Annotated in this window: 23 protein-coding genes; 14 read left to right on the plus strand and 9 right to left on the minus strand. The window is 51.3% G+C overall.

The genetic code is table 11. From position 1 onward, the window contains the following. The first annotated feature begins 3 nt into the window (after positions 1–3). The 5 genes from WN16_RS10225 to WN16_RS10245 all read left to right on the plus strand — a co-directional run bounded on the left by WN16_RS10225 (position 4) and on the right by WN16_RS10245 (position 4584). Entirely contained in the window at positions 4–861 is an 858-nt protein-coding gene (locus WN16_RS10225) for an isochorismatase (RefSeq protein WP_003847431.1), read from the plus strand. After that, complete coding sequence (gene entA / locus WN16_RS10230) at positions 861–1616, plus strand: 2,3-dihydro-2,3-dihydroxybenzoate dehydrogenase EntA (protein ID WP_003022049.1); 756 nt, start codon at positions 861–863, stop codon at positions 1614–1616. Before WN16_RS10225 ends, entA begins: the two co-directional genes overlap by 1 nt. 2 nt (positions 1617–1618) lie before the next feature. Further along, positions 1619–2032 carry a proofreading thioesterase EntH gene (gene entH / locus WN16_RS10235; protein ID WP_003022055.1) on the plus strand — a complete coding sequence of 138 codons (414 nt, stop codon included), beginning with the start codon at positions 1619–1621 and terminating at the stop codon, positions 2030–2032. A gap of 185 nt (positions 2033–2217) precedes the next feature. After that, positions 2218–4323, plus strand: coding sequence for a pyruvate/proton symporter CstA (gene cstA / locus WN16_RS10240; protein WP_032936900.1), 2106 nt, complete (start codon positions 2218–2220; stop codon positions 4321–4323). 63 nt (positions 4324–4386) lie between these two features. Beyond that, positions 4387–4584, plus strand: coding sequence for a YbdD/YjiX family protein (locus WN16_RS10245; RefSeq protein WP_003022064.1), 198 nt, complete (start codon positions 4387–4389; stop codon positions 4582–4584). Between the two features lie 114 nt (positions 4585–4698). Here WN16_RS10245 and WN16_RS10255 read toward each other — a convergent pair whose 3' ends face one another. Further along, entirely contained in the window at positions 4699–5787 is a 1089-nt protein-coding gene (locus WN16_RS10255) for an oxidoreductase (protein ID WP_044699500.1), read from the minus strand. Positions 5788–5918: 131 nt separating this feature from the next. Between WN16_RS10255 and WN16_RS10260 the strand changes: the two genes are divergently transcribed. Further along, positions 5919–7079, plus strand: coding sequence for a pyridoxal phosphate-dependent aminotransferase (locus WN16_RS10260; protein ID WP_044699502.1), 1161 nt, complete (start codon positions 5919–5921; stop codon positions 7077–7079). On the opposite strand, the gene WN16_RS10265 is transcribed toward WN16_RS10260, so the two are convergent. From WN16_RS10265 to dsbG, 4 genes are all read right to left on the minus strand, one after another. Then, a complete protein-coding gene (locus tag WN16_RS10265; RefSeq protein ID WP_003847426.1) occupies positions 7080–7697 on the minus strand; it encodes a ParB/RepB/Spo0J family partition protein in 618 nt (205 codons plus the stop codon). Beyond that, a complete protein-coding gene (locus WN16_RS10270) occupies positions 7682–8905 on the minus strand; it encodes a phosphoadenosine phosphosulfate reductase (RefSeq protein WP_003835626.1) in 1224 nt (407 codons plus the stop codon). Before WN16_RS10270 ends, WN16_RS10265 begins: the two co-directional genes overlap by 16 nt. Positions 8906–9076: 171 nt before the next feature. Beyond that, a complete protein-coding gene (locus WN16_RS10275) occupies positions 9077–9982 on the minus strand; it encodes a LysR family transcriptional regulator (RefSeq protein WP_016149766.1) in 906 nt (301 codons plus the stop codon). Between the two features lie 204 nt (positions 9983–10186). Next, positions 10187–10933: a thiol:disulfide interchange protein DsbG gene (dsbG, locus tag WN16_RS10280; RefSeq protein WP_016149767.1), complete on the minus strand. Its 747-nt coding sequence runs from the start codon at positions 10931–10933 to the stop codon at positions 10187–10189. A gap of 366 nt (positions 10934–11299) precedes the next feature. On the opposite strand from dsbG, the gene ahpC reads away from it, so the two are divergent. The 6 genes from ahpC (at position 11300) to WN16_RS10310 (ending at position 17949) form a co-directional block, all read left to right on the plus strand. Further along, complete coding sequence (ahpC, locus tag WN16_RS10285) at positions 11300–11863, plus strand: alkyl hydroperoxide reductase subunit C (RefSeq protein WP_002894394.1); 564 nt, start codon at positions 11300–11302, stop codon at positions 11861–11863. Between the two features lie 154 nt (positions 11864–12017). Next, positions 12018–13583, plus strand: a complete 1566-nt coding sequence (ahpF, locus tag WN16_RS10290; RefSeq protein WP_003835619.1) for an alkyl hydroperoxide reductase subunit F — start codon at positions 12018–12020, stop codon at positions 13581–13583. A 223-nt stretch (positions 13584–13806) separates the two neighbouring features. Further along, entirely contained in the window at positions 13807–14361 is a 555-nt protein-coding gene (locus WN16_RS10295; protein ID WP_044699507.1) for a molecular chaperone TorD family protein, read from the plus strand. After that, a complete protein-coding gene (locus tag WN16_RS10300; RefSeq protein ID WP_103790840.1) occupies positions 14358–16628 on the plus strand; it encodes a molybdopterin-dependent oxidoreductase in 2271 nt (756 codons plus the stop codon). The genes WN16_RS10295 and WN16_RS10300 overlap by 4 nt, the downstream gene beginning before the upstream one ends. Further along, positions 16625–17182 (plus strand): 4Fe-4S dicluster domain-containing protein, encoded by a 558-nt coding sequence (locus tag WN16_RS10305; RefSeq protein ID WP_003022094.1) that lies wholly within the window; start codon positions 16625–16627, stop codon positions 17180–17182. Before WN16_RS10300 ends, WN16_RS10305 begins: the two co-directional genes overlap by 4 nt. Further along, entirely contained in the window at positions 17182–17949 is a 768-nt protein-coding gene (locus tag WN16_RS10310; RefSeq protein WP_016149771.1) for a DmsC/YnfH family molybdoenzyme membrane anchor subunit, read from the plus strand. Before WN16_RS10305 ends, WN16_RS10310 begins: the two co-directional genes overlap by 1 nt. Positions 17950–18018: 69 nt before the next feature. On the opposite strand, the gene uspG is transcribed toward WN16_RS10310, so the two are convergent. Further along, complete coding sequence (gene uspG / locus WN16_RS10315) at positions 18019–18447, minus strand: universal stress protein UspG (RefSeq protein WP_003022101.1); 429 nt, start codon at positions 18445–18447, stop codon at positions 18019–18021. Positions 18448–18630: 183 nt separating this feature from the next. Continuing rightward, complete coding sequence (gene rnk, locus WN16_RS10320; protein ID WP_003022104.1) at positions 18631–19041, minus strand: nucleoside diphosphate kinase regulator; 411 nt, start codon at positions 19039–19041, stop codon at positions 18631–18633. A 275-nt stretch (positions 19042–19316) separates the two neighbouring features. Between rnk and WN16_RS10325 the strand changes: the two genes are divergently transcribed. Then, positions 19317–20147: an alpha/beta hydrolase gene (locus WN16_RS10325; RefSeq protein WP_044700974.1), complete on the plus strand. Its 831-nt coding sequence runs from the start codon at positions 19317–19319 to the stop codon at positions 20145–20147. A 96-nt stretch (positions 20148–20243) separates the two neighbouring features. After that, positions 20244–20867, plus strand: coding sequence for a flavin reductase family protein (locus tag WN16_RS10330; protein ID WP_003022109.1), 624 nt, complete (start codon positions 20244–20246; stop codon positions 20865–20867). A 41-nt stretch (positions 20868–20908) separates the two neighbouring features. Here WN16_RS10330 and rna read toward each other — a convergent pair whose 3' ends face one another. Further along, entirely contained in the window at positions 20909–21715 is an 807-nt protein-coding gene (gene rna / locus WN16_RS10335; RefSeq protein ID WP_044700975.1) for a ribonuclease I, read from the minus strand. 110 nt (positions 21716–21825) lie between these two features. After that, positions 21826–23289 carry a citrate/succinate antiporter CitT gene (citT, locus tag WN16_RS10340; RefSeq protein WP_003022114.1) on the minus strand — a complete coding sequence of 488 codons (1464 nt, stop codon included), beginning with the start codon at positions 23287–23289 and terminating at the stop codon, positions 21826–21828. Between the last annotated feature and the right edge of the window lie 11 nt (positions 23290–23300).

Genomic DNA, 23300 nt, shown 5'->3' on the forward strand with positions numbered 1-23300 from the left:
GAAATGGCAATTCCTAAACTGCAGGCTTATGCGCTACCAACGGCGCTCGATATTCCGGTGAACAAAGTCGACTGGGCATTTGACCCTGAACGCGCCGCGCTGCTGATCCACGACATGCAGGATTATTTTATCGGCTTTTGGGGCGATAACTGTCCGATGATGGAGCAGGTCGTCGCGAACATCGCCGCGCTGCGCCAGTACTGCAAAGAGCATAATATTCCGGTGTATTACACCGCTCAACCGAAAGAGCAGAGTGATGAAGACCGCGCTCTGCTCAATGATATGTGGGGACCGGGCCTGACGCGTTCGCCGGAACAACAAAAGATTGTTGAGGCGCTGGCGCCGGATGAAGCGGATACCATTCTGGTGAAATGGCGTTATAGCGCATTTCATCGCTCCCCGCTTGAACAGATGCTCAAGGAAACCGGGCGTAATCAACTGATCATTACCGGGGTGTATGCGCATATTGGCTGTATGACCACCGCAACTGACGCTTTCATGCGTGACATCAAGCCGTTTATGGTTGCCGATGCGCTGGCGGACTTTAGCCGTGATGAACACTTGATGTCGCTGAAATACGTGGCGGGACGTTCCGGGCGTGTGGTTATGACCCAGGAATTATTACCGACGCCGGTTCCGGCCAGTAAAGATGCGTTGCGCAGCGTTATTCTGCCGCTGCTGGATGAGTCCGAAGAGCCGATGGATGACGAAAACCTGATCGACTATGGGCTGGATTCCGTGCGCATGATGGCGCTGGCGGCGCGCTGGCGTAAGGTTCATGGTGACATTGATTTCGTGATGTTGGCGAAAAAACCGACCATTGACGCATGGTGGGCGCTGCTCTCCCGCGAGGTGAAGTAATGGCCGGATTTGATTTTGCCGGGAAAACCGTCTGGGTAACCGGGGCGGGAAAAGGGATTGGCTACACCACGGCGCTGGCGTTTGCGAATGCAGGTGCTGAGGTGACTGGATTCGATCGCGAATTTCCTCAGGATAACTACCCGTTTACGACCGAAGTGCTGGATGTGGCGAATGCCGGACAGGTAGCTGAGGTGTGCCAGCGCGTCCTCAAAGCGCGCGAGCGTTTGGATGTGTTGGTCAATGCCGCAGGTATTTTGCGTATGGGTGCCACCGATGCGCTAAGCGCTGAGGAGTGGCAGCAGACGTTTGCGGTTAACGTTGGCGGAGCGTTCAATCTGTTTCAGCAGACGATGGCGCAGTTTCGTCGCCAGCAGGGCGGGGCGATCGTGACCGTCGCGTCGGATGCGGCGCACACGCCGCGTATCGGCATGAGTGCTTACGGTGCCTCAAAGGCCGCGTTGAAAAGCCTGGCGCTGACCGTCGGACTTGAACTGGCAGGCAGCGGTGTGCGTTGTAACGTGGTTTCTCCGGGTTCGACCGATACCGACATGCAGCGTACGCTGTGGGTCAGCGATGACGCGGAGCAACAGCGCATTCGTGGATTTGGCGAGCAGTTTAAGCTTGGGATTCCGCTGGGGAAAATCGCCCGGCCGCAAGAGATCACCAACACTATTTTATTCCTCGCTTCCGATCTGGCCAGCCACATTACATTACAGGATATCGTGGTGGACGGCGGTTCCACGCTGGGGGCATGACGATGATCTGGAAACGTCATTTGACGCTGGATGAACTCAATGCCACCAGTCAGAACACGATGGTGGCGCATCTGGGAATGGTCTATACACGACTGGGTGATGATGTGCTGGAAGCCGAAATGCCGGTGGATAGCCGAACGCATCAGCCGTTTGGCCTGCTGCATGGCGGCGCGTCGGCGGCCCTGGCGGAAACGTTGGGTTCGATGGCGGGTTATCTGATGACGCGCGACGGGCAGTGTGTGGTGGGGACGGAACTAAACGCCACGCATCATCGGGCGGTATCGCAGGGGAAAGTACGCGGCGTTTGTCAGCCGTTGCATCTTGGGCGTCAAAATCAAAGCTGGGAAATCGTCATCTTTGATGAGCAGGGACGACGCTGCTGCACCTGCCGTTTAGGCACGGCGGTTATGGGGTGAGGTTACCCGGCAAAGTAAAATGAAATTGCAGAGTTAACAGGTAAATGAAGTGATCCAGTTAACAATGCAATGTAAATAGTCAGTGATGTCTCAGGTTTATGTGGTTGTCAGGTTGTTAAAATCAGGAAAGATGTTATAGAAACAAAATGTAACATCTTTCTGGATCACGCAAACGGACAACAACTATGAATAAATCAGGGAAATACCTCCTCTGGACATTGCTCTCCGTTATCGGAGCATTTGCCCTGGGATATATTGCGTTAAATCGTGGTGAACAGATCAACGCGTTGTGGATAGTCGTGGCGTCAGTCTGTGTCTACCTTATCGCTTACCGTTTCTATGGCCTGTACATCGCGAAAAATGTACTGGCGCTGGACCCGACGCGTATGACGCCAGCCGTGCGTCATAACGATGGTCTGGATTATGTTCCCACCGATAAAAAAGTACTGTTTGGTCACCATTTTGCGGCGATTGCCGGAGCGGGTCCGTTAGTTGGACCGGTGCTGGCGGCGCAAATGGGCTATCTGCCGGGTATGATCTGGCTGCTCGCCGGGGTGGTACTGGCAGGGGCGGTGCAGGACTTCATGGTGCTGTTTGTTTCTACCCGTCGCGATGGTCGTTCCCTTGGCGAACTGGTGAAAGAAGAGATGGGCCCTACGGCGGGTGTTATTGCGCTGGTGGCCTGTTTTATGATCATGGTGATTATCCTCGCGGTACTGGCGATGATTGTCGTGAAAGCGCTGACCCACAGCCCGTGGGGAACTTACACCGTAGCGTTCACTATCCCGCTGGCGATTTTTATGGGGATTTACCTGCGCTATCTGCGCCCGGGCCGCATTGGTGAAGTGTCGGTTATTGGTCTGGTATTCCTGGTGTTTGCCATTATTTCCGGCGGCTGGGTAGCGGAAAGCCCGACCTGGGCACCGTACTTTGACTTTACCGGCGTACAGCTGACCTGGATGCTGGTGGGCTACGGTTTTGTCGCCGCCGTGCTGCCGGTGTGGCTGCTGTTGGCCCCGCGTGATTACCTCTCTACCTTCCTGAAAATCGGCACCATTGTTGGTCTGGCGGTAGGGATTCTGATCATGCGTCCGACGCTGACCATGCCAGCTCTGACCAAGTTTGTTGACGGTACCGGCCCGGTCTGGAGCGGTAACCTGTTCCCGTTCCTGTTTATTACCATCGCCTGCGGCGCAGTCTCTGGTTTCCACGCGCTGATTGCCTCCGGCACCACGCCGAAGATGCTGGCGAATGAAGGTCAGGCCTGTTTTATCGGCTATGGCGGGATGCTGATGGAATCCTTTGTCGCCATTATGGCGCTGGTGGCGGCCTGCGTTATTGACCCGGGCGTTTACTTTGCGATGAACAGCCCAATGGCGGTACTGGCACCTGCCGGAACCACCGATGTGGTTGCGTCAGCGGCACAGGTAGTCAGCAGTTGGGGTTTTGTTATCACGCCTGATACGCTGCATCAGATCGCTAACGATGTCGGCGAACAATCCATTATCTCCCGCGCAGGTGGTGCGCCGACGCTGGCCGTCGGGATGGCGTACATTCTGCATGGCGCGCTGGGTGGCATGATGGATGTGGCGTTCTGGTATCACTTCGCCATTCTGTTTGAAGCTTTGTTTATTTTGACGGCGGTTGATGCCGGTACACGCGCTGCGCGCTTTATGCTGCAGGACTTGCTGGGCGTGGTGTCACCGGGCCTGAAACGTACCGATTCGTTGCCTGCGAACCTGCTGGCGACGGCGCTGTGCGTGCTGGCCTGGGGTTACTTCTTACACCAGGGCGTGGTGGATCCTCTGGGTGGTATTAATACCCTGTGGCCGCTGTTTGGTATTGCTAACCAGATGCTGGCCGGTATGGCGTTGATGCTCTGTGCTGTGGTGCTGTTCAAGATGAAACGCCAGCGTTACGCGTGGGTGGCACTGGTCCCAACCGCCTGGCTGCTGATTTGTACCCTGACCGCTGGCTGGCAGAAAGCGTTTAGCCCGGATGCAAAAATCGGCTTCCTGGCTATCGCCAACAAATTCCAGGCGATGATCGACAGTGGTAACATTCCGGCGCAGTACACCCAGTCGCAGCTGACGCAGCTGGTGTTTAACAACCGCCTGGATGCGGGTCTCACCATCTTCTTCATGGTAGTCGTTGTGGTGCTGGGTCTGTTCTCCATCAAAACTGCGCTGGCAGCATTGAAAGAGGACAAACCAACGTCGAAAGAGACGCCGTACGAGCCGATGCCTGAGAATGTCGAAGAGATCGTGGCGCAGGCGAAAGGCGCGCACTAATATTCTCTTAACCAATGAGCCCTCTCCTGAACGGGGAGGGCGTTTGTACGACAGGGAATCACTATGTTTGAAACACTCGCCAAAGCCGGGAAGTATTTAGGTCAAACCGCCCGATTAATGATAGGTGTGCCGGATTACGACAACTATGTTGAACATATGCGCGTCACGCATCCGGACCAAACGCCAATGACCTACGAAGAATTTTTCCGCGAGCGCCAGGATGCGCGATATGGGGGGAAAGGCGGCGCGAAGTGCTGTTGATTTTTTGCCGGATGGCACTGACGCTTATCCGGCCTACAACATCGCATTTGCCGTTATAATTAGTCGTCGTAGGCCTGATAAGGCGAAGCCGCTATCAGGCATCCCATACCCTAATCATACCGTAAACGATTCTACCTTTTCGAATGCTGCGCGCAGTGTCTCCGGCGTTAACGTTACCGGCAGGGCGTGAATGGACTCCACCGGGCGCAGGGTGTGCGTAATCACTTTGTCGATTTCTGCGCGATTATTGATGTCCACGTCCAGTTGAGCTAATCGGGTGGGCAGGTTGAAGCGCTGATAGGCGGTAATTAACTGCGCCAGCACGGCATCTTGTCTCAACAACGCACTCTGCACCAGGATGCCGTACGCAACTTTAGTGCCATGTAAAAACTTCTCTGTTTGTGGGAGGACGGTCAGGCCATTGTGAACAGAATGCGCCGCCGCCACGCGGGTGTAGCGCTCGCCCAGACCACCAACCATGCCGCCTCCGGCAATAATCGCATCCACTACATCGCAAAACGTGCGGCTTAACGAGCCTTGTTGTTTATCTGTCAGCGCCTGCTCGCTGCTTTCCAGCAGGACGTCGCGGATCGTCTGCGCGGCATCGATACCCAGACGAACAGTTAATGGCAGGTTTTCTGGCTGAGGCGCAAGCACGACGGCCTCGTACCACTTCGCCAGCGTGTCGCCGATCCCCGCCAGTAGATATTCCTCTGGCGCATTGAGAACGATCTCGGGTTCGACCAGAACGAGGAAATTGGCATCAGGGAAAATTTCAAAATGCAGCGCCTGGCCTGCATCGTTATACCAGACGGAGAGCGGCGTCCAGGCGGCGCAGGTCGCCGCAATCGTAGGAATACCGACAAACGGCAGATCCAGACGACGGGCCAACGCTTTAGCGGTGTCGAGCAATGTTCCTCCGCCCACGCCAATCACCACGCTGCGATTATCTCCCGACTCTTTTGCCAGTTGAGCAACATCGGTTTCGCTGCAATGTCCCGTAAACAGCAGGCGCTTAGCCTCGGCGAGATGAAATGTCTCTGGCAGATAAGGGCGGGCCGCATCGATAGCGCGCTCACCATAAACCCACACGGCGCGTGAAAGTTGGTCGGTAGTGAAAAAATCGTTGAGTCTCGACAGGCTGCCGGGATGGGAAAAATAGTTGGCCGGGCCGGTGACGACGCGAATCTCTGTATTACTCATGTTGTGTTGTCCTTTGGCTGTCCTGTCCAGGCAGGTTATTTTTATATAGACGTCTGAACGTCTTGATTGCCAAATACTAGCATCGTGTTATAGTGGCTTCAACCACAACATCACACGCTGGGATAACAATAATGAGTAATAACCCGCTGATTCCGCAAAGCAAACTGCCTAACCTGGGCACTACTATCTTCACGCAAATGAGTGCGCTGGCGCAGCAGCATCAGGCCATTAATCTCTCGCAGGGATTTCCTGATTTTGACGGTCCGCTCTTTTTGCAGGAGCGTCTGGCGTATCACGTCGCGCACGGTGCAAACCAGTATGCACCGATGACGGGCGTGCAGCCGCTGCGCGAAGCCATCGCGGGTAAAACGGCAGACCTGTACGGCTACAAACCCGACGCGAATAGTGAAGTGACCATCACGGCGGGGGCCACAGAAGCGCTGTATGCCGCGATCACTGCGCTGGTGCGCCCAGGTGATGAGGTGATTTGTTTTGACCCGAGCTACGACAGCTATGCGCCTGCGGTTGAATTATCCGGCGGGGTGGTTAAACGTATCGCGCTGCAACCACCGTCTTTTCGCGTCGACTGGCAGGCTTTTAGTGCCTTACTCAGCGACCGTACCCGATTGGTTATCCTGAACACGCCACATAATCCTTCTGCCACCGTGTGGCATCAGGCCGATTTTGACGCGCTGTGGCAAGCAATTAAAGAACGCGAGATCTTTGTCATCAGCGACGAAGTTTATGAGCATATCTGTTTCGCCAGGCAAGGGCATGCCAGTGTGCTGGCACATTCAGAGCTGCGGGAACGCGCTGTTGCTGTTTCATCGTTTGGTAAGACCTACCATATGACCGGCTGGAAGATTGGCTACTGCGTTGCGCCAGCAGCCATTAGCGCTGAGTTACGCAAGGTACACCAGTATCTGACGTTTTCTGTCAACACGCCGGCTCAGTTGGCACTGGCGGATATGCTACGAGAAGATCCTGCACACTATCGCGAGCTGCCTGCGTTTTATCAGAAAAAACGCGACGTGTTGGTGAACGCGCTGCGTGACAGCCGACTGGAAATTCTGCCGTGTGAAGGCACGTATTTTCTGCTGGTCGATTACAGCGCCGTTTCCACGCTTAACGACGTGGAATTTTGCCAGTGGCTGACCACTGAAGTGGGCGTTGCGGCGATACCGCTGTCGGTGTTTTGCGCCGATCCTTTCCCGCATAAACTGATTCGTCTCTGTTTTGCCAAGCAAGAATCGACGCTGTTAACAGCAGCTGAACGTCTGGTGTCGCTGTAGCTATTTCACCGTCCAGGCTTTGGAGAATCGACGGTCGGCGAACAACTCTTGCAGACCGTTGATTTGCTTCAGGCGTAACACCTCGTCGTTGTCCATGCCGAGATCCTTGCTAATTCTTTCTTCACTCCATCCCAGTTGCGATAGCTCGCGGACAATCTCGGACATGGCGTGGATTTGATGACGCCCACGGGCGCGGTTGTGGCGAATGGTCGCCGCCATACGCTCTTGGCGTTCTCGTTCTAAACAGGCAACCGGCAGGTATCCTTTAAGCCTGGGCCTCAGTGAGGCTTTGGCTTTACCTAACTCGTGGCGGTGGAAACCGTCGACAATTTCGTATTCCTCTGCCGTTGAGTGAACCACCACAATGGGCTGTGTAAACCCGTCTGCTTCAAGGGACTTCAGCAGCAGCTTTTTCTCCGGTGGCGCAACGTTATTGGGGTTGTAGTCATTGGGTGAAATGTGATCATTTTTAACCCAAAGTACGCAATCTACGGGTTCCTTGCGAAAGGGACTGACGCTGTGTATCGCCCGCCTGAATTCATTGATGGCTTCAATTCGTTCTTCTTCTGACAGGCCAGAAAGAAAGCCGAGGAGTTCGTGAGTTAGTCGGTGTTGCATAAGATTCCCCATTCCTGGCGTTTTGTTTTCATACGTTCGTTATAGCGTTGGTAGTTTTTGGGTTTCGTTGGACTGAATGAAAGTGCCCGACACCAGTAATCATTATTCAACAGGACTTTGCAGATACGTCGCCATGAAGGAATATCTTTCGAACCAATATCGCCTTCCTGAGTTTGCGGGATATTATCCATGCCTTTTTTCTTATACCACTGCAAATAGACGGCGATTTTATTGCGGTAATGCTCTGCGGTAGTCTCCGGCATGCTGTTCAATAGCAGCATGGCATATTCCTGCCAGCTTAAATGCTCTGGTTTAAGTATTTTCCGATGACCGTAAAAATGGTTGTCATGACCGGCATAAATCCCCCCGCTTTTAACACCGCTGACACGGGCGCACATAGCCGCCCAGCGCTCGGGTTCAATGACATGATATAGCCATAATCCCTGACGCTGTTCCGGGCCAAAGGGTTCGCAAATGCGCATATATCGTGTCGGGACCCCGGCCTGGTACATCAGATTATACAGGGGGTTACACGGCAATTTTGACTTCGCAAACCACGTCCAGATGTCGGCTGTTTTCCAGTCATACAGCGGGTAAATATACCAGGTGTGTCCACCAGGTGCTGCAGTCGTCCACGGCTTGTCATCGGCAAAACGCTGCTTTTGCGAGTTGGCAATGGCAACAAAGCGGTTATATGACTCATCGGCGCGGATGCCCACCATCATGGCAGCCGGTCGTTTCTGCGAAAACCAGTCAGCGAACTCACGAACAAATTGTTCAAAGGTCATGCCGGGTTGATAGAAGGAGAAATATTCAGGATCGGTTATGGCATCTGCGGGCGGCTGGCGAACCCATTGCGTACCCGGCTCCCAACACTGCCATTCGGGTTGAAATTGTGACAGTGAATTCTGCGTCGTCAGCGGTAATGCCACCCAATAGAAATTTTCGATGACATCGGAATAACTCTCGCGCAGCGCCTGGATATAATCGATAGTGCAGGAAAACTGCGCCTCCCAGTCGATAAACAAGACGTTTATTTTTTTCTGTAACTGGCGGGCAATGGCGGCGGTTAGATGTAACATCAGCCCCGAATCTTTACCTCCAGAGAAAGAAACGCAAATGCGTGGCAGAGCCTCAAGCGTCCAGGCGATACGATCCTGTGCGGCTTCGAGAACGTTTTGATTCAATGGTATTTTATAAACAGACATATCAAGACCATATCAGAGATTTTTATTGTTTGTATTAATAAGAGATGCACATTATTACGATATGCCAATTTATATAGTATGCAATATTTAAATATATATTTAATTTATATGTGTTGTCTTGTTACATTCTGAAAATGAATTAAATGTACTGATGAGAGGTTGCAATACGATTTACAGACCTTCTGAGGAAATTTGATTTATATATGCAGCGAATGCTTTGTTGTTAAGCGACGCCCTGTTATACATTAAAAATAGCTGGACGCTGGGTAGATTAAAGTCAACACTAATCTCTTTGAGATTAAGTGCAGTCGCATAGTGATCGTACATTAATTTAGGAATCAGGCCAATAATATCCGTGCTGGAAATAATATTAACGATTGATGTCAGAGAATCGCTACTAAATCCAATCTTACGATTAACAAAAAAAGTATTGGCTTGTGATTGACATTCTTTAATACCTTTCTCTTCGGTGAGTAAGAAGGTGAATTGCTCTTGCATAATTTGTTGCAGGGTGCTTGAGTCATTCATTCTGGGATGGTCTTTTCTACAAATCAAAACACTCTCGATAGTCTTAAAAGGGATGCAAACGACGGAACGGTTATGGACCGGCATCATCGTAACCACCATGTCGGCCTTGCGGTAAGCCAGTATGTTTTCAGCAGTTTCTGCCGACATTAAGATATCGTGATGTTCCACTTCAATATCTGAATCTTGTACCAGAGCATGAATTAATGTCGTCACATTTACGGTGGTTGTAAGTTGTGGGCTGTAAATAATGAATTTATTTTTCAGCTGGGCACCATGCATGATGCTTATTGTTTGCTCCAGGTGATTCAGGTTTTGCTCAAGATGATGATGAAGATTAATACCAGTCACCGTGGGCGTAATACCTTTGCCGGAGCGAATAAATAAAGGGTCGTTAAACTGCGTACGCAGTCGTTGCAATGACTGACTTACAGCTGATGGTGTGATGTACAGCGTTTCTGCAGCCTTGCTGATGCTCAAATGTTGATATATGCATTCAAATATAATCAACAGGTTGAGATCGAACTTTTTGAGGTCATAGAGGTTAGCCATGCGTACCTTCCTGTGATGGTAATGTAGTGAAAAATTCAATTGTGGAATAGTTTAAATGGTAGTTATTCTTGAAATTTATGTTTGTGTGCTTAATGAATAATTAACTTTAGCTAAAATAGCACAAGTTGCGTAATTTTCAGCAGGAAAGTTAATTTAAATGAGTGATTGATATGAGAACGATAACAATCACTCATCTTGTTACTTTTATTTATTTCCCATGATAATGTTTAATTTTTCTTTATCCGGTAAGCCTACTTCCTGTTGTAACGTATCGTCTTTACTCATGTAATAGATAGCCGGCGTTACATTGGCCCCCAAATCATCCATCAACTTTTGGTTGATATTCAGTAACTTCATTTGCTCCGCAGGGACCGAAGCCGGGATTTCCAGCTTCATTTTCCCACCGGATGCCTCATAGTCATGCCAGGTTTTGGCCGGATCTTTGGTTGCCAGAATTGCAGCGGCGGTGGCCGGACTTTCAGGTTTAATTACGCCAACCAATAATGTACGCAACTGAACTTTACCGGATTCTACCCACGGACGCGCCTGCTGCCAGAACTGTTTACAATAGGGACAGAAGGGATCGGCAAACACGTACACAATAACCGGTGCCTCTTTTTTCCCGTCCAGAATCCACGATGCTTTTTCCATTCGCTGCCACATTTCACGTCCGGCAGGGGCATAGATCTCTTTTTCTATGAGCGAATTACTGAGGTTTTCGCCTTTTTCATTATACATGTAGCCGGAGATGGCATGTTTACCGTCAGGCGTGACATAGATAGTGACCCCCATGTCCTGGTATTTTCCCAGATAGCCTTTCATTCCACCCGGTGCATCGAAAGGCTTCAGGATGGTAATGCCCTGTTTCTCAATAGCTTTAACGGGAGCAGGCAGTTCTTCGGCATGCACCACGGCAGGGAGTAGGGTTAAAAGTAAGGTACGTTTAAACATTGATTTTCCTTATAAAATCAGCAGGAAAGGGGGCTTAATTGCAAAACCTATCGCAGCCATAGGTAAGATCGACGGTCCATCGATTGCCCTTTCTTGAGTTGGGTGATGTAATCCCAATCGCTGTTACGACCTTTGTTAAGGTAATGTAGAGCGCAACACATAGCCAGCCCTGCTGGCACTGACGTTACCTGCGGGTAGCTCGGGTAATGAGGCTCCCTGCATAGGGGGCCTTTTTTACTTTTGTCTTTTAGGTTCGATTGAGTAAGTTGTTAGTTAACGCTTATTGATTTGATAAAGGAAACGCATTAGCCCTGCTAAGAGATTTTCGTTAACTTATCTCTCAACGAAAACACGGAGGAAGTACAGATGTCTTTGATTAATACCAAAATTAAACCTTTCAAAAACCAGGCGTTCAAAAACGGTGAGTTCATCGAAGTAACCGAGAAAGATACCGAAGGTCGCTGGAGCGTCTTCTTCTTCTACCCGGCTGACTTTACTTTCGTATGCCCGACCGAACTGGGTGACGTTGCAGACCATTACGAAGAACTGCAGAAACTGGGCGTAGATGTGTATTCCGTATCTACTGATACCCACTTCACCCACAAAGCATGGCACAGCAGCTCTGAGACCATCGCTAAAATCAAATACGCGATGATCGGCGACCCGACTGGCGCCCTGACCCGTAACTTCGACAACATGCGTGAAGATGAAGGTCTGGCTGACCGCGCAACCTTCGTTGTTGACCCGCAGGGTATCATCCAGGCAATCGAAGTTACTGCTGAAGGTATCGGCCGTGATGCATCTGACCTGCTGCGTAAAATTAAAGCTGCACAGTATGTCGCTTCTCACCCAGGTGAAGTTTGCCCGGCGAAATGGAAAGAAGGTGAAGCAACCTTAGCTCCATCTCTGGACCTGGTTGGTAAGATTTAAGTCGCATAATTTGTAGGCCGGATAAACGTAGTGCATCCGGCATTCCACAGGCGCAAATCTGCGCCTGTTTTATTCCAGCACCATGACGCAAGTTGCATTAATGCAGTCCCGCAAAATCGGCTTGCATGATGATGTTTTCAGAGAGGGAAGAAGAATGCTCGACACAAATATGAAAACCCAGCTCAGGGCTTATCTTGAGAAACTGACCAAACCTGTTGAGCTGATTGCTACGCTGGATGACAGCGCTAAATCGGCAGAAATCAAGGAACTGCTGACTGAAATTGCTGAACTGTCAGAAAAAGTCACCTTTAAAGAAGACAATACTCTGGCGGTGCGTAAGCCATCGTTCCTGATTACCAATCCTGGTTCTCACCAGGGACCGCGTTTTGCCGGTTCTCCGCTGGGTCATGAGTTTACCTCTCTGGTGTTGGCTCTGCTGTGGACCGGCGGTCATCCGTCAAAAGAGGCGCAGGCGTTGCTGGAGCAGATCCGCGATCTCGACGGTGATTTTGAATTTGAAACCTATTATTCGCTTTCCTGCCACAACTGCCCGGACGTGGTGCAGGCGTTGAACCTGATGTCGGTACTGAACCCACGTATCAAGCATACGGCGATTGACGGCGGTACATTCCAGAACGAAATCACCGATCGTAACGTGATGGGCGTTCCGGCGGTATTTATGAACGGCAAAGAGTTCGGCCAGGGTCGTATGACGCTGACTGAGATCGTGGCGAAAGTGGATACCGGCGCAGAAAAACGTGCGGCTGAAGAACTGAATAAGCGCGATGCTTATGACGTGTTGATTGTCGGTTCTGGTCCTGCGGGGGCGGCGGCAGCGGTGTACTCTGCACGTAAAGGCATTCGTACCGGTCTGATGGGCGAACGTTTTGGTGGTCAGGTTCTTGATACCGTTGATATTGAAAACTACATCTCAGTACCGAAAACTGAAGGTCAGAAACTGGCAGGTGCGCTGAAAGCACACGTTGATGATTATGATGTCGATGTGATCGACAGCCAGAGCGCAAGCAAACTGATCCCGGCAGCGCAGGAAGGCGGTTTGCATCAGATTGAAACAGCCTCCGGCGCGGTGCTGAAAGCACGTAGCATTATCATCGCCACCGGCGCGAAATGGCGCAACATGAACGTTCCGGGTGAAGATCAGTATCGCACCAAAGGTGTAACCTATTGCCCGCACTGTGATGGTCCGCTGTTTAAAGGTAAGCGTGTTGCGGTAATTGGCGGCGGTAACTCCGGCGTTGAAGCGGCTATCGACCTGGCAGGTATTGTTGAACATGTGACGCTGCTGGAGTTTGCTCCTGAAATGAAGGCAGACCAGGTGCTGCAGAATAAGCTTCGCAGCCTGAAAAATGTCGACATCATTCTGAACGCGCAAACGACAGAAGTGAAAGGCGATGGCAGCAAGGTCACTGGCCTGGAGTATCGTGACCGCGTGAGCGGGGATGTTCACAATGTGGAACTGGCCGGTATCTTTGTACAGATTGGTCTGCTGCCGAACACCAACTGGCTGGAAGGCGCCGTTGAACGTAATCGCATGGGTGAAATCATCATCGATGCCAAGTGCGAAACCAGCGTGAAAGGTGTTTTCGCTGCCGGTGACTGCACCACCGTACCGTATAAGCAGATTATCATCGCGACCGGTGAAGGCGCGAAGGCCTCGTTGAGTTCGTTTGATTATCTGATTCGCACGACAGTAGCATAAAAAGAGTAAGACTCACCTGCAATGCCAAAACCGCCAGTCATCCGCTGGCGGTTTTTTATTTCCATATACTCACATTGTCAATTCTTGAAACAATAAACCGTATAAAACATTCACTTAATTAGCCTGATCATTATTTTCATCAAAGAAAGAGAGGGCGTTATCTTTATTATATTAACCTGCATTATTTTTTCATTTGTTGTGTGAATAAATGGTTGGTTAATTCATGGGTGAAATATATGAAACCCTGACGATCTTTGAATCGACAGGGTTATTGTTACGTGATTTTTTTATCTCTCACGATAATTGCACGCTGAAAGCGGCTTATTCAGCTTTAGATACAAATGCCTCGGCGCTAACAGAGCAGGAGTGGCTGGAAGCGGAGTACGACTTCAATGCGCTGTTTGTCGGACCGCAGAAGTTAAAGGCCGCGCCGTTTGCCTCGGTTTATCTTGAAGAAGATGCCCTTGTAATGGGTAAATCAACCCTTAGCATTCGGGAATTCATGGCAAATATAGGGTTATCTATAAGTGTCGTGAATAATATTCCGGATGATCATATTTCCTGTGTATTGGAATTGGCGGTTTTATTATCAGCTAATGCCAGAGCATCGTCAGAATACCAGGTGACCCTTACTCGATATGCATCTGAGTATGTCGCGGTGTGGGGGCCCGAGTATATAGAAAAAATAAATATAAATGCACAAACCGCCACGTTGAAAAACGTAGCTGGAAGATTGTCTTCTTGGCTTGATGAATTAAAAACGAGAGTATCAATATGAGTAATGAACCGGGAGTTCTGAACAGACGTTCATTTTTGAAAGGGTTGATTGCCCTTGGCACGGTCGCAGCCCTGCCTGGGGGATTGCTGACTTCACGTTGTGCATTGGCGCAACCGCCCATTCCATTTAACCCCAAAACCTACAAAATCTATCGTAACGCCTGTCCGCGTAACTGCTATGACACTTGTAGCCTGAAAACCTGGGTGAAGGATGACGTCATCACCTTTGTGGAGGGTGCGCCTGAGTCAACGTTTACGCATGGAACTCCGTGTGTGAAGGGACTGAGCTACCCGCGTCGGGTATACAGCCCGGATCGCATTAAATATCCGATGGTTCAGGATGTTCGCGGCAGTGGGAACTGGCGTCGTATTTCCTGGGACGAAGCAATGCAGCGCATTGCGACCAAGATGCTGGAGATTAAAAAGAAAGACGGTTCAATGCTGGGTCTGGCGATGACCAAATATTCCGGCAAATTTGGGGTATTGAACTATGCGGTTGAAGGGATGATGTCTTCGCTGGGTTACACCACGCGTTTTGCCGGAACACCTTGCTGGCCAGCCGGTATCGATGCCCAGAACTACGATATGGGTGATATGTGGTGTAACGACCCGGAAGATTTTGTGAAAGCAAAATACATCATTATCTGGGGCGCTAACCCGGCCTGGTGCTCTATGCACACCATGAAGTATATCTACCAGGCGCGGGAGAAAGGGGCGAAAGTGGTCGTTATCGATCCGCTGTTAACCCAGACCGCTGCGAAAGCCGATCTCTATTTACGCGTTCGTCCTGGTTCTGATGGTGCGCTGGCGCTGGGTATGGCACGTCATTTGGTGGATAAAGGTCTGGTGGACCAGGATTTCGTCAACAACTATTCCCATGGTTACCCGGAATTCGAAGCCTATCTGCGCAACAGCGTTACCGTAGAGTGGGCGTCTGAGATTTGCGGGCTGTCGGCGGATGTTATTCGCCAGTTGGCGGAAGAATTTACCGCGGTTAACCCTGCTACCGTGTGGATTGGCTACGGCATGCAGCGTCATGTTAACGGCGGCGCTAACGTACGGGCGATCGATGCCTTTGTGGCAATGACCGGCAATATTGGCATTGAAGGCGGCGGCGCTCGCTACGGTCATCTGCATACCTGGGGCTTTAACTACAACGCCATGCTGCAGAAGCCACCGGTAGGCTCCATCGGTATGCCAGGTGCGGCGGGAACTACCAGCGAGTTTGGTTCTGCGGGGGAAGTCGCACAGTATTCCGATCGCTCATTGAATATCAACCAGACCGCCAAGGGAATTCTGCAAGCCAACGAGCCGCCTGTCCGAATGCTTTGGGTTGCCTGTAAGAACCCGTTTGCTCAGGATTTTGATCGCAGCAAGATGGAAAAAGCATTCGAAAAACAGGAAATGGTGGTCTGTGCCGATCAGTTCTTTAACGAGACCGTCCAGCATGCCGATATCGTTTTGCCTGTCACCACGGCCTTTGAAGAGTGGAACGTAGACGCCTCATATTGGCACTACTGGCTCTCAATCAACCAGCCTGCAATTAAGCCAATGTACGAGGCAAAATGCGATCTGGAAATCGCCGTTTTACTTTCCCGCACAATCAACAAGCTGGAGCCGGGTTCTTGCACATTCCCGCAGGAGTTCAATCATAAGCGTTGGCTGGACCAGGAATTCAATGACGGAATGGCCAAAATGTTTGGCATTTCCTCCTGGGATGACTTACTGGATGGCCCGAAAAAAGCCATTTTGCCGAGTTCTGCGGCCTGGTATGACCGCAAATTTAAAACCCCCTCAGGAAAGTTTGAGTTCAGATCTGAGCTGTGTGAGAAAAATGGTCATACGGCGCTGCCGGAATACAAACCGGAGGCGAAAAGTACGCTGCCATTCCACTTGTTTACACCGCATGTGCAGTTCGGTATCCATTCCCAATTTATCAACCTTGACTGGATGCAGGTCTTCTATCCGGAGCCGTTTGTCTATATGCATCCGATTTCCGCAGAAAAAAGAGGCATTGCCGAAAACGACCTGGTGAAAGTGTTTAACACCGTAGGTGAAGTAGAACTGCGTGCGAAGGTGACCGCTAACGTTCCGGAAGATTTCCTGGTGATGTACGAGGCGTGGTTCCCGAAACGGAAATACAACGTTCAAAACGTGGTGGCGGATACCCCAGCCGATATGGGGTTGATGAAAACCGGTGCGCCAGGTGCGGCTATCCACAGTCAGTTTGCGGACATCATTTTGATCAGTAAAGGAGCAGCGGCATGAGACGCGCGTTTTTAGTTAATAGCGATAAATGCATCGGCTGCCGTGGCTGTGCAATGGCGTGTAAGAGTTTTAACCAGTTGGAACCTGAACGTTTCTGGCGCTATGTCTACCCGCTGGATAAAGAAATTTATCCGCATGAAGAGCGGGCGTTCTATTCGCTGGCCTGTAACCACTGCGAAAACCCGGCCTGTCTGGCGGCGTGTCCGGTAGAGGCGTACACCAAGCGTGAAGATGGTGTCGTGGTGCATAACCCGGAGCGCTGTATTGGATGCAAAAACTGTATCCGCAACTGCCCATACGGTGCGCCGCGTTTTAATGAGGAGACGAAGAAAGCGGAAAAATGCAGCATGTGCTACGAGCGCCTTGATGTTGGTATGCAACCGGCTTGCGTGAATGCCTGTCCGGTAGGTGCGCTGACGCTTATCGATCTGGATGCCGATCCTATACCTGACAATGCCGTACAGTATCCGCCGGGATTCCCGCGTATGCCGCAGCTTAATCCTGGCACGCGTTTTATCCTTGCGCGTCAGCCGAAGCAGCCGGAGGGCAAGTAATGGAAAAGTATGAACTTCCGCTGGTTATTTTTACCGTATTGAGCCAGATGTCGGTTGGGATCACGCTCATTCTGACGCTACGCACGCTGCAAGGAAAACTGGAAAGCAAACGCCTGTACTGGCTGGTAAGTGGGCTGGTTCTGGCGGTGGCGTCCGTTGCAGCGATCCTGCACCTTGCGCATCCGGATCGCGCCTACGATGCCCTGATTAACCTGCAGCACGCCTGGCTGAGCCGTGAAATTCTTGGCGCAACCTTATACGGTGCGGCGGTCGGGGTGACGTTTTTGGCAAAAGGGCACAAAGCGCCAGCTGTTCTGGCCTCTGTTCTCGGTATCGCGCTGGTAGCGGTGCAGGGGATGACCTATGCTGCCCCGGCAATGGTGGCGATAGCCAACGGTCTGACAATGCTGTTGTTCTTTATCACGGTGTGGGTGATGGGGTGTGCGGCGATTCCACTGCTTAACCTTGCACCTGCCGTTGCCGCATTGCGCCAGGGGATTGTTGTGTGTATGGCGGTCATGATCGCCGCGCCCATTATCTGGCTAAGCGGCGGCACTATCATGCAGATGACGGCGCATGCCTGGCTGACGTCGCCGCTTTATCTGGCGAGTCTGGTCTGTCTGGCGGTGGCCTTTGTGCTAAGCCGTCAGGGAGAGCGTCGCGCAAAAGCGATTTTTGTCCTGCTGTTTGTTGGCATATTCCTGAGTCGTCTGACGTTCTTTGGCGATACGATCAGCACCATCGTGAATATCGGTCATTTGTATTGATCGTGAGGTAATAAAAACCCCTGTCAGGCGTTAACCTGGCAGGGGTTTTCTTTAGCGAATCAGTGGCAGTTAACGAACAACCAGCACTGGCAAAGTCGCGTGACGGACAACGCTGGAAGCGTTTGAGCCGAGCAGATGGGTGCTGATTGATGGGTTACGCGACCCAATGACAACGACATCTGCATTCAACTCTTCACCCAACTCGTTGACCACGTCACGGACGCTGCCAAAGCGGACGTGTTGCTTAATACGGGAAGGATCGATGCTGAAGTGACCGACCATCGTTTGCAGACGGGTTTCCGCTTCGTGTTGCAGATGCTCTTCAAAACGACGAACGTCAGCGGCAAAGCGATGCAGACTTAGGCTCGCTGAGCCTGGCAGCACATGCAGCAGATGGATAACCCCTTTATCCTGGGCCAGAAATTCTGCATGGCGAATAGCCTTGTCGCTCAGTTCCATTTCGAATACATCAACAGGCATTATGATTGTGTTGTACATAAACATTCTCCTTGTCATTACATGAACACATAACAGCATAGTATTAAAAATGATTCTGTCAGTCACGACACAGATTTATGTTTTGCGAACATGAAAGAAAGCGAGGAGCAGGGAGATCTAACCGGAAAGAGGATGCGGATGCATCCCCTGTAAGATAAAGCGAGTGGCTTTGATAAGACAGAGTTAGCGCAGGTAGTCGCCTGCAGCTTCAGGCTGGTACTCAAGCTCAATAACTTCGAGGTGCGTTGAGGTCCCGCCTGGCAGTTCCCAGTGAATGGTATCACCAACGCGCAGCCCCAAAAGTGCAGCGCCGACAGGTGCCATTACCGAAAGCTGTGTGCTGCTGTCAGTCATAGTGGCCGGATACACAAGGGTACGCACACGGACTTCGCCATCACTCAGATTGCGGAATTTCACGCGGCTGTTCATGGTCACGACATCGTGCGGCATGGTTTCTGGAGAACACATTTGGGCACGATCCAGCTCGGCGTTAAGGGCGTCGGCAATCGGTAAACCAGCAAACGCAGGTTGCTCCAACAGGCGGTCAATGCGTTCCGCATCGAGGTCGTTAATGATGATAGTTGGTCTGGACATTTATTACTCCATGTCGTCGATACTGCGGGTGCGCAGGTAAATAATCCCAAAAGAAAACCCTCACCGTCAGGCGGCAAGGGTTTAGCTTTTATGATGATACTGAGACTTACCCCATGTTTGAAGTGATTTAGTTCACATTCAGGCAAATCATCAATATTGTCGCGTATGGTGTGATTTTAGCCGAAAAACGTGATCGTTCTCCAATTTGCATTATGCTTTTTAAGCGCTCGCTGCGGGCGCGTCAAACAACTCAGTGTTCCGCGACAGGAGATCTCATGAGCCAGTACGACAAACTTACTTTGAAAGACGGCAGCTATTTGCATTTTAAAGACTGGGGAAGTGGACAGCCCATTGTCTTCAGTCATGGTTGGCCGCTGACGGCAGATGCGTTTGAGGATCAGATGTTGTTCCTCGGGTCGAAAGGATTTCGTGTGATCGCCCATGACAGGCGTGGCCATGGGCGTTCGGCCCAACCCTGGGATGGTCACAATATGGATCAGTATGCTGACGATCTGGCTGAACTTACCGCGCATCTCAATCTTAAAGATGCCGTCCATGTCGGACACTCTACTGGCGGTGGGGAAGTGGCTCGTTATATTGGCCGGCATGGGACGCAGCGGGTGGCAAAAGCGGTGTTAATTGGCGCGGTGACGCCCATCATGATCAAGACTGACTTTAATCCAAATGGCGTGCCGAAAGAGGTATTCGATGGCATCCGTGAGGGGGTTGTGAACGATCGCGCCGCCTTTTTCTATGAATTAACCGCTGCATTCTATGGCTACAACCGTCCTGGCACAAAAGAGTCGAAAGCCGTCAGGGAAAGTTTTGTTGAACAGGGTTTACAAGGTTCCATCAAAGCGTTGTACGACTGTATCCACGCGTTTTCGGAAACAGATCTGCTTGAGGACCTCAAAAAGATGACCATCCCGACGCTGGTGATCCACGGTGATGACGATCAGATTGTCCCGTTTGAAACCTGCGGAAAGGTCGCGGCGGAAATACTGCCTGATTCGCAGTTGAAGGTATATGTCGGCGGCTCGCATGGCATTTGCACCACCCATAAACAACAGATCAACGGTGACCTGCTCAACTTTATTCAGTCGTAATCGTTGGCAGATTGTTCTACGCTGATCTTCTTTTTCCAGGGGGATGAGCGAAGCATAATTTGTGCTGCGCTGACGTTAACTTCAACAGGGAACGCTATGTATTTCTATCAACCGTCACAGGGACACGGCTTACCGCATGACCCGCTAAATGCCATCATTGGACCGCGCCCGATTGGCTGGATTGCGTCGCGTGACGGCAATGGTCGGCACAATCTGGCACCATACAGTTTCTTTAACTGTTTTAACTATCATCCGCCGATTATCGGTTTCGCTAGCAGCGGCTGGAAAGACAGCGTGCAGAATATTATCGAAACCGGTGAATTTGTCTGGAACCTGACGACTCTTGAGCTGGCCACTGCGATGAACGAAACGTCAGCCAGCTTGCCGCACGGTGAGGACGAGTTTTTTGCCGCCGGGCTTAGTAAAGCAGATAGCCGGATAGTCAACGTGCCGCGCGTGGCGCAAAGCCCGGTCAATTTTGAGTGTCGCTTATCGCAAAGCCTGCAACTGACTACCGCTGATGGCTCACCGGTTGATACCTGGCTGGTATTGGGGGAAGTGGTGGGCATCCACATTGATGAAACACTCCTGGAAGACGGCATCTATCAGACGGCGAAAGCGAAGCCGGTACTGCGTGCAGGTGGGCCAACGGCGTATTATTCGATCAGTGAAACACACCGTTTTGATTTAGTTCGCCCGGATGCACGAGCAAAACGCTGAGCTTACGGACCGACGCCAGCTTGCAGCGTCGGTCGCAAGTTTCAATATCCCACTTTGTCGATAATAAACTGTTTACCGCAGCTACCCGGATGCGGTTGCGGTAAGAATGACTGTGCAGATAACGTCTGGTTGATGTTGTCGGCTTTCAGGGATAACTGGATCTCAGTGAGATACGCCGGATTGCCGTGGCAGCTTAGCTTCACAGCTTTGACGTTCTCTTTGCCCCAGCTTTTGGCAACTACGGCGTCAAATGCGTTACGGCTGACGGTTTTGCCGTAGTTTTCCGCCAGGAATTTGCCCACCTCGCTGTTCTTAACCTCATTATTCAGCCGTACCATCGTGCCAAAGTACGCGTCGGGATCAAAACCGAAACACGCGCCATGTTTGGCATACTCGTAACGTTCCAGACAGGATCTCCCTCCAGCGCCGGGCATTACGGCGCTGAGTTTTGCTGCGCTTTCCAGCGACAGCCCGGTTTCGGGGGCCGCGCATTTACGGCTGGCACGTGCTTCAGGCAGGTTGGGAATAGGGCGAGTCGCGCAGCCAAAACGCATCCAGCGGCGGTTGTCGACTCCACGGGCGGCAATGGATTTAGGCAGGCTGGGCCATAAACCGTGAACGGTCAGGAAATCCGCTTTGTCTGCGCTCTCTTTTTGTAAACGACATTCGTCAGGCTCCTGACGATTACGCTCGTGTTGGCTCTGACAAAATCCAGTTTGCCAGGAGAGGGCCAGCACGTAGCTGTCAAAATCAGCGTACTGTTTTGCCTGAAGTTCATCGGCCTGAGCTGCAGAAACTGGCAGCAGGAGTGCTGCCAGCAACGAAGAATAACGCCATGTTGATGTCATGATGATTTCGGATACTTATATAAATTCTGAATATCATCTATTTAATCATAAAAAATGCCAGTCAGGTTTAGCTGACTGGCATCATTTTCATCAGGTGTGAACCGAAATGATTAGCTCCACATTGCCAGAATCGGCCAGCCGACCAGCAGAAGCATAGAGATGTAGATAACGCCGAAGATAGCACCCAGACGCCAGTAGTCTTTGGACTTCACATAACCACATCCGTAGATGATAACGCCAGGGCCTGTTGCATATGGAGTCAGACAGCCCATGATACCGATGGACAGTACCAGCAGGATACACAGATGTTCCATCGGCACGCCCGGGATACCTTTACCGACAGCCAGAATAACCGGCAGCATGGTGGCAGTGTGCGCAGAAAGGCTGGCAAACAGGTAGTGAGCAAAGTAGAACACCAGCACCAGCACGATTACGGTCGCGTTAGGCGAGAAGCCTTCCAGGTGCGTGCTCATGGTGTTGGCGAACCAGTCGATGAAGCCTGAACGGGTTAAACCATTCGCCATAACGACCAGCGTGGCGAGGTTAACCAGGGTGTTCCATGCGCTGTTATAGCGGGTAATGTCTTTCCACGGTACCACATGCAGCGCCAGCATCAGGGAGACAGCAAGCAAACCCACTGCGGTTGCATCAATCAGTTTACCACCGAAGACCCACAGGCCCAGGCTGAGCAGAACTAGACCGATCAGCGTTATCTCTTTACGGGTCAGTTTACCCATGCCTTTCAGTTCATCACCGGCCCATGCGGCAACTTCAGCACTGTGAGTGACTTCTGGTTTGTACAGAACGTATGACAACCACGGAGCAACGATCAGCAAAATAATACCGACCGGCAGGAAGCTGAGGAACCATTGCAGCCAGCTGATTTGAATACCGGCAATTTTGTTGACGAATTCCAGACCCAGTACGTTTGGCGCAGCGCCGGTCACGAACATAGAGGAGCTCAGGCTGGTACTGATTACCATCATCCACATCAGGTATCCGCCGATACGGCGCGCGGAAGGATCGTTCGGGAATGATTTAAACAGCGGCGGCAGGTTTTTGATAACCGGGAATACGGTACCACCGGTACGCGCGGTGTTAGACGGTGTAAACGGCGCCAGCAGAATGTCGATGATAACAATCGCATAGCCCAGCGTCAGGGTGCGTTTACCCATGAATTTCACCAGGAACAGCGCGATACGACGACCCAGACCGGTGACTTCATAACCCAGTGCGAAGATAAATGCACCAAACACCAACCACACGGTGGTGCTGGAGAAGCCCGCCAGACCCCATTTCAACGCTTGCTTACCCGCTTTAAATGCCGGGTCGGCCAGTTCTGAAGCATCAAACAGCAGATAGTTGCTGCCGATAACGCAGATCGTTACGGCGATAAAGCTGATCGCTGTTGCCGGAATTGGCTCGAGGATCATACCGACGATCATCGCCACAAACACGGCAAAGTAGTGCCAGGCCTGTGGAGGCATTCCATCAGGGACGGGGATAAGAAACATGACGCCCATTACGACCAATGGGGCCAGTAACTTCCATATTTTATCTTTTGCTAAAGACATGTGTGTGATTC

Origin of the sequence: Citrobacter sp. ABFQG, assembly GCF_004322975.1 — a bacterium.
Classification (GTDB): Bacteria; Pseudomonadota; Gammaproteobacteria; order Enterobacterales; family Enterobacteriaceae; genus Citrobacter; species Citrobacter freundii.

Bases quoted from the DNA above. Each gene is read 5' to 3' on its own strand.
- uspG (WP_003022101.1), bottom strand. From the start codon at position 18,447: ATGTACAACACAATCATAATGCCTGTTGATGTATTCGAAATGGAACTG.
- WN16_RS10270 (WP_003835626.1), bottom strand. From the start codon at position 8,905: ATGTCTGTTTATAAAATACCATTGAATCAAAACGTTCTCGAAGCCGCA.
- WN16_RS10275 (WP_016149766.1), bottom strand. From the start codon at position 9,982: ATGGCTAACCTCTATGACCTCAAAAAGTTCGATCTCAACCTGTTGATT.
- ahpC (WP_002894394.1), top strand. From the start codon at position 11,300: ATGTCTTTGATTAATACCAAAATTAAACCTTTCAAAAACCAGGCGTTC.
- WN16_RS10245 (WP_003022064.1), top strand. From the start codon at position 4,387: ATGTTTGAAACACTCGCCAAAGCCGGGAAGTATTTAGGTCAAACCGCC.
- cstA (WP_032936900.1), top strand. From the start codon at position 2,218: ATGAATAAATCAGGGAAATACCTCCTCTGGACATTGCTCTCCGTTATC.
- rna (WP_044700975.1), bottom strand. From the start codon at position 21,715: ATGACATCAACATGGCGTTATTCTTCGTTGCTGGCAGCACTCCTGCTG.
- WN16_RS10310 (WP_016149771.1), top strand. From the start codon at position 17,182: ATGGAAAAGTATGAACTTCCGCTGGTTATTTTTACCGTATTGAGCCAG.
- WN16_RS10225 (WP_003847431.1), top strand. From the start codon at position 4: ATGGCAATTCCTAAACTGCAGGCTTATGCGCTACCAACGGCGCTCGAT.
- WN16_RS10305 (WP_003022094.1), top strand. From the start codon at position 16,625: ATGAGACGCGCGTTTTTAGTTAATAGCGATAAATGCATCGGCTGCCGT.
- entH (WP_003022055.1), top strand. From the start codon at position 1,619: ATGATCTGGAAACGTCATTTGACGCTGGATGAACTCAATGCCACCAGT.
- WN16_RS10255 (WP_044699500.1), bottom strand. From the start codon at position 5,787: ATGAGTAATACAGAGATTCGCGTCGTCACCGGCCCGGCCAACTATTTT.
- WN16_RS10325 (WP_044700974.1), top strand. From the start codon at position 19,317: ATGAGCCAGTACGACAAACTTACTTTGAAAGACGGCAGCTATTTGCAT.
- entA (WP_003022049.1), top strand. From the start codon at position 861: ATGGCCGGATTTGATTTTGCCGGGAAAACCGTCTGGGTAACCGGGGCG.
- citT (WP_003022114.1), bottom strand. From the start codon at position 23,289: ATGTCTTTAGCAAAAGATAAAATATGGAAGTTACTGGCCCCATTGGTC.
- rnk (WP_003022104.1), bottom strand. From the start codon at position 19,041: ATGTCCAGACCAACTATCATCATTAACGACCTCGATGCGGAACGCATT.
- ahpF (WP_003835619.1), top strand. From the start codon at position 12,018: ATGCTCGACACAAATATGAAAACCCAGCTCAGGGCTTATCTTGAGAAA.
- WN16_RS10260 (WP_044699502.1), top strand. From the start codon at position 5,919: ATGAGTAATAACCCGCTGATTCCGCAAAGCAAACTGCCTAACCTGGGC.
- WN16_RS10300 (WP_103790840.1), top strand. From the start codon at position 14,358: ATGAGTAATGAACCGGGAGTTCTGAACAGACGTTCATTTTTGAAAGGG.
- WN16_RS10295 (WP_044699507.1), top strand. From the start codon at position 13,807: ATGGGTGAAATATATGAAACCCTGACGATCTTTGAATCGACAGGGTTA.
- WN16_RS10265 (WP_003847426.1), bottom strand. From the start codon at position 7,697: ATGCAACACCGACTAACTCACGAACTCCTCGGCTTTCTTTCTGGCCTG.
- dsbG (WP_016149767.1), bottom strand. From the start codon at position 10,933: ATGTTTAAACGTACCTTACTTTTAACCCTACTCCCTGCCGTGGTGCAT.
- WN16_RS10330 (WP_003022109.1), top strand. From the start codon at position 20,244: ATGTATTTCTATCAACCGTCACAGGGACACGGCTTACCGCATGACCCG.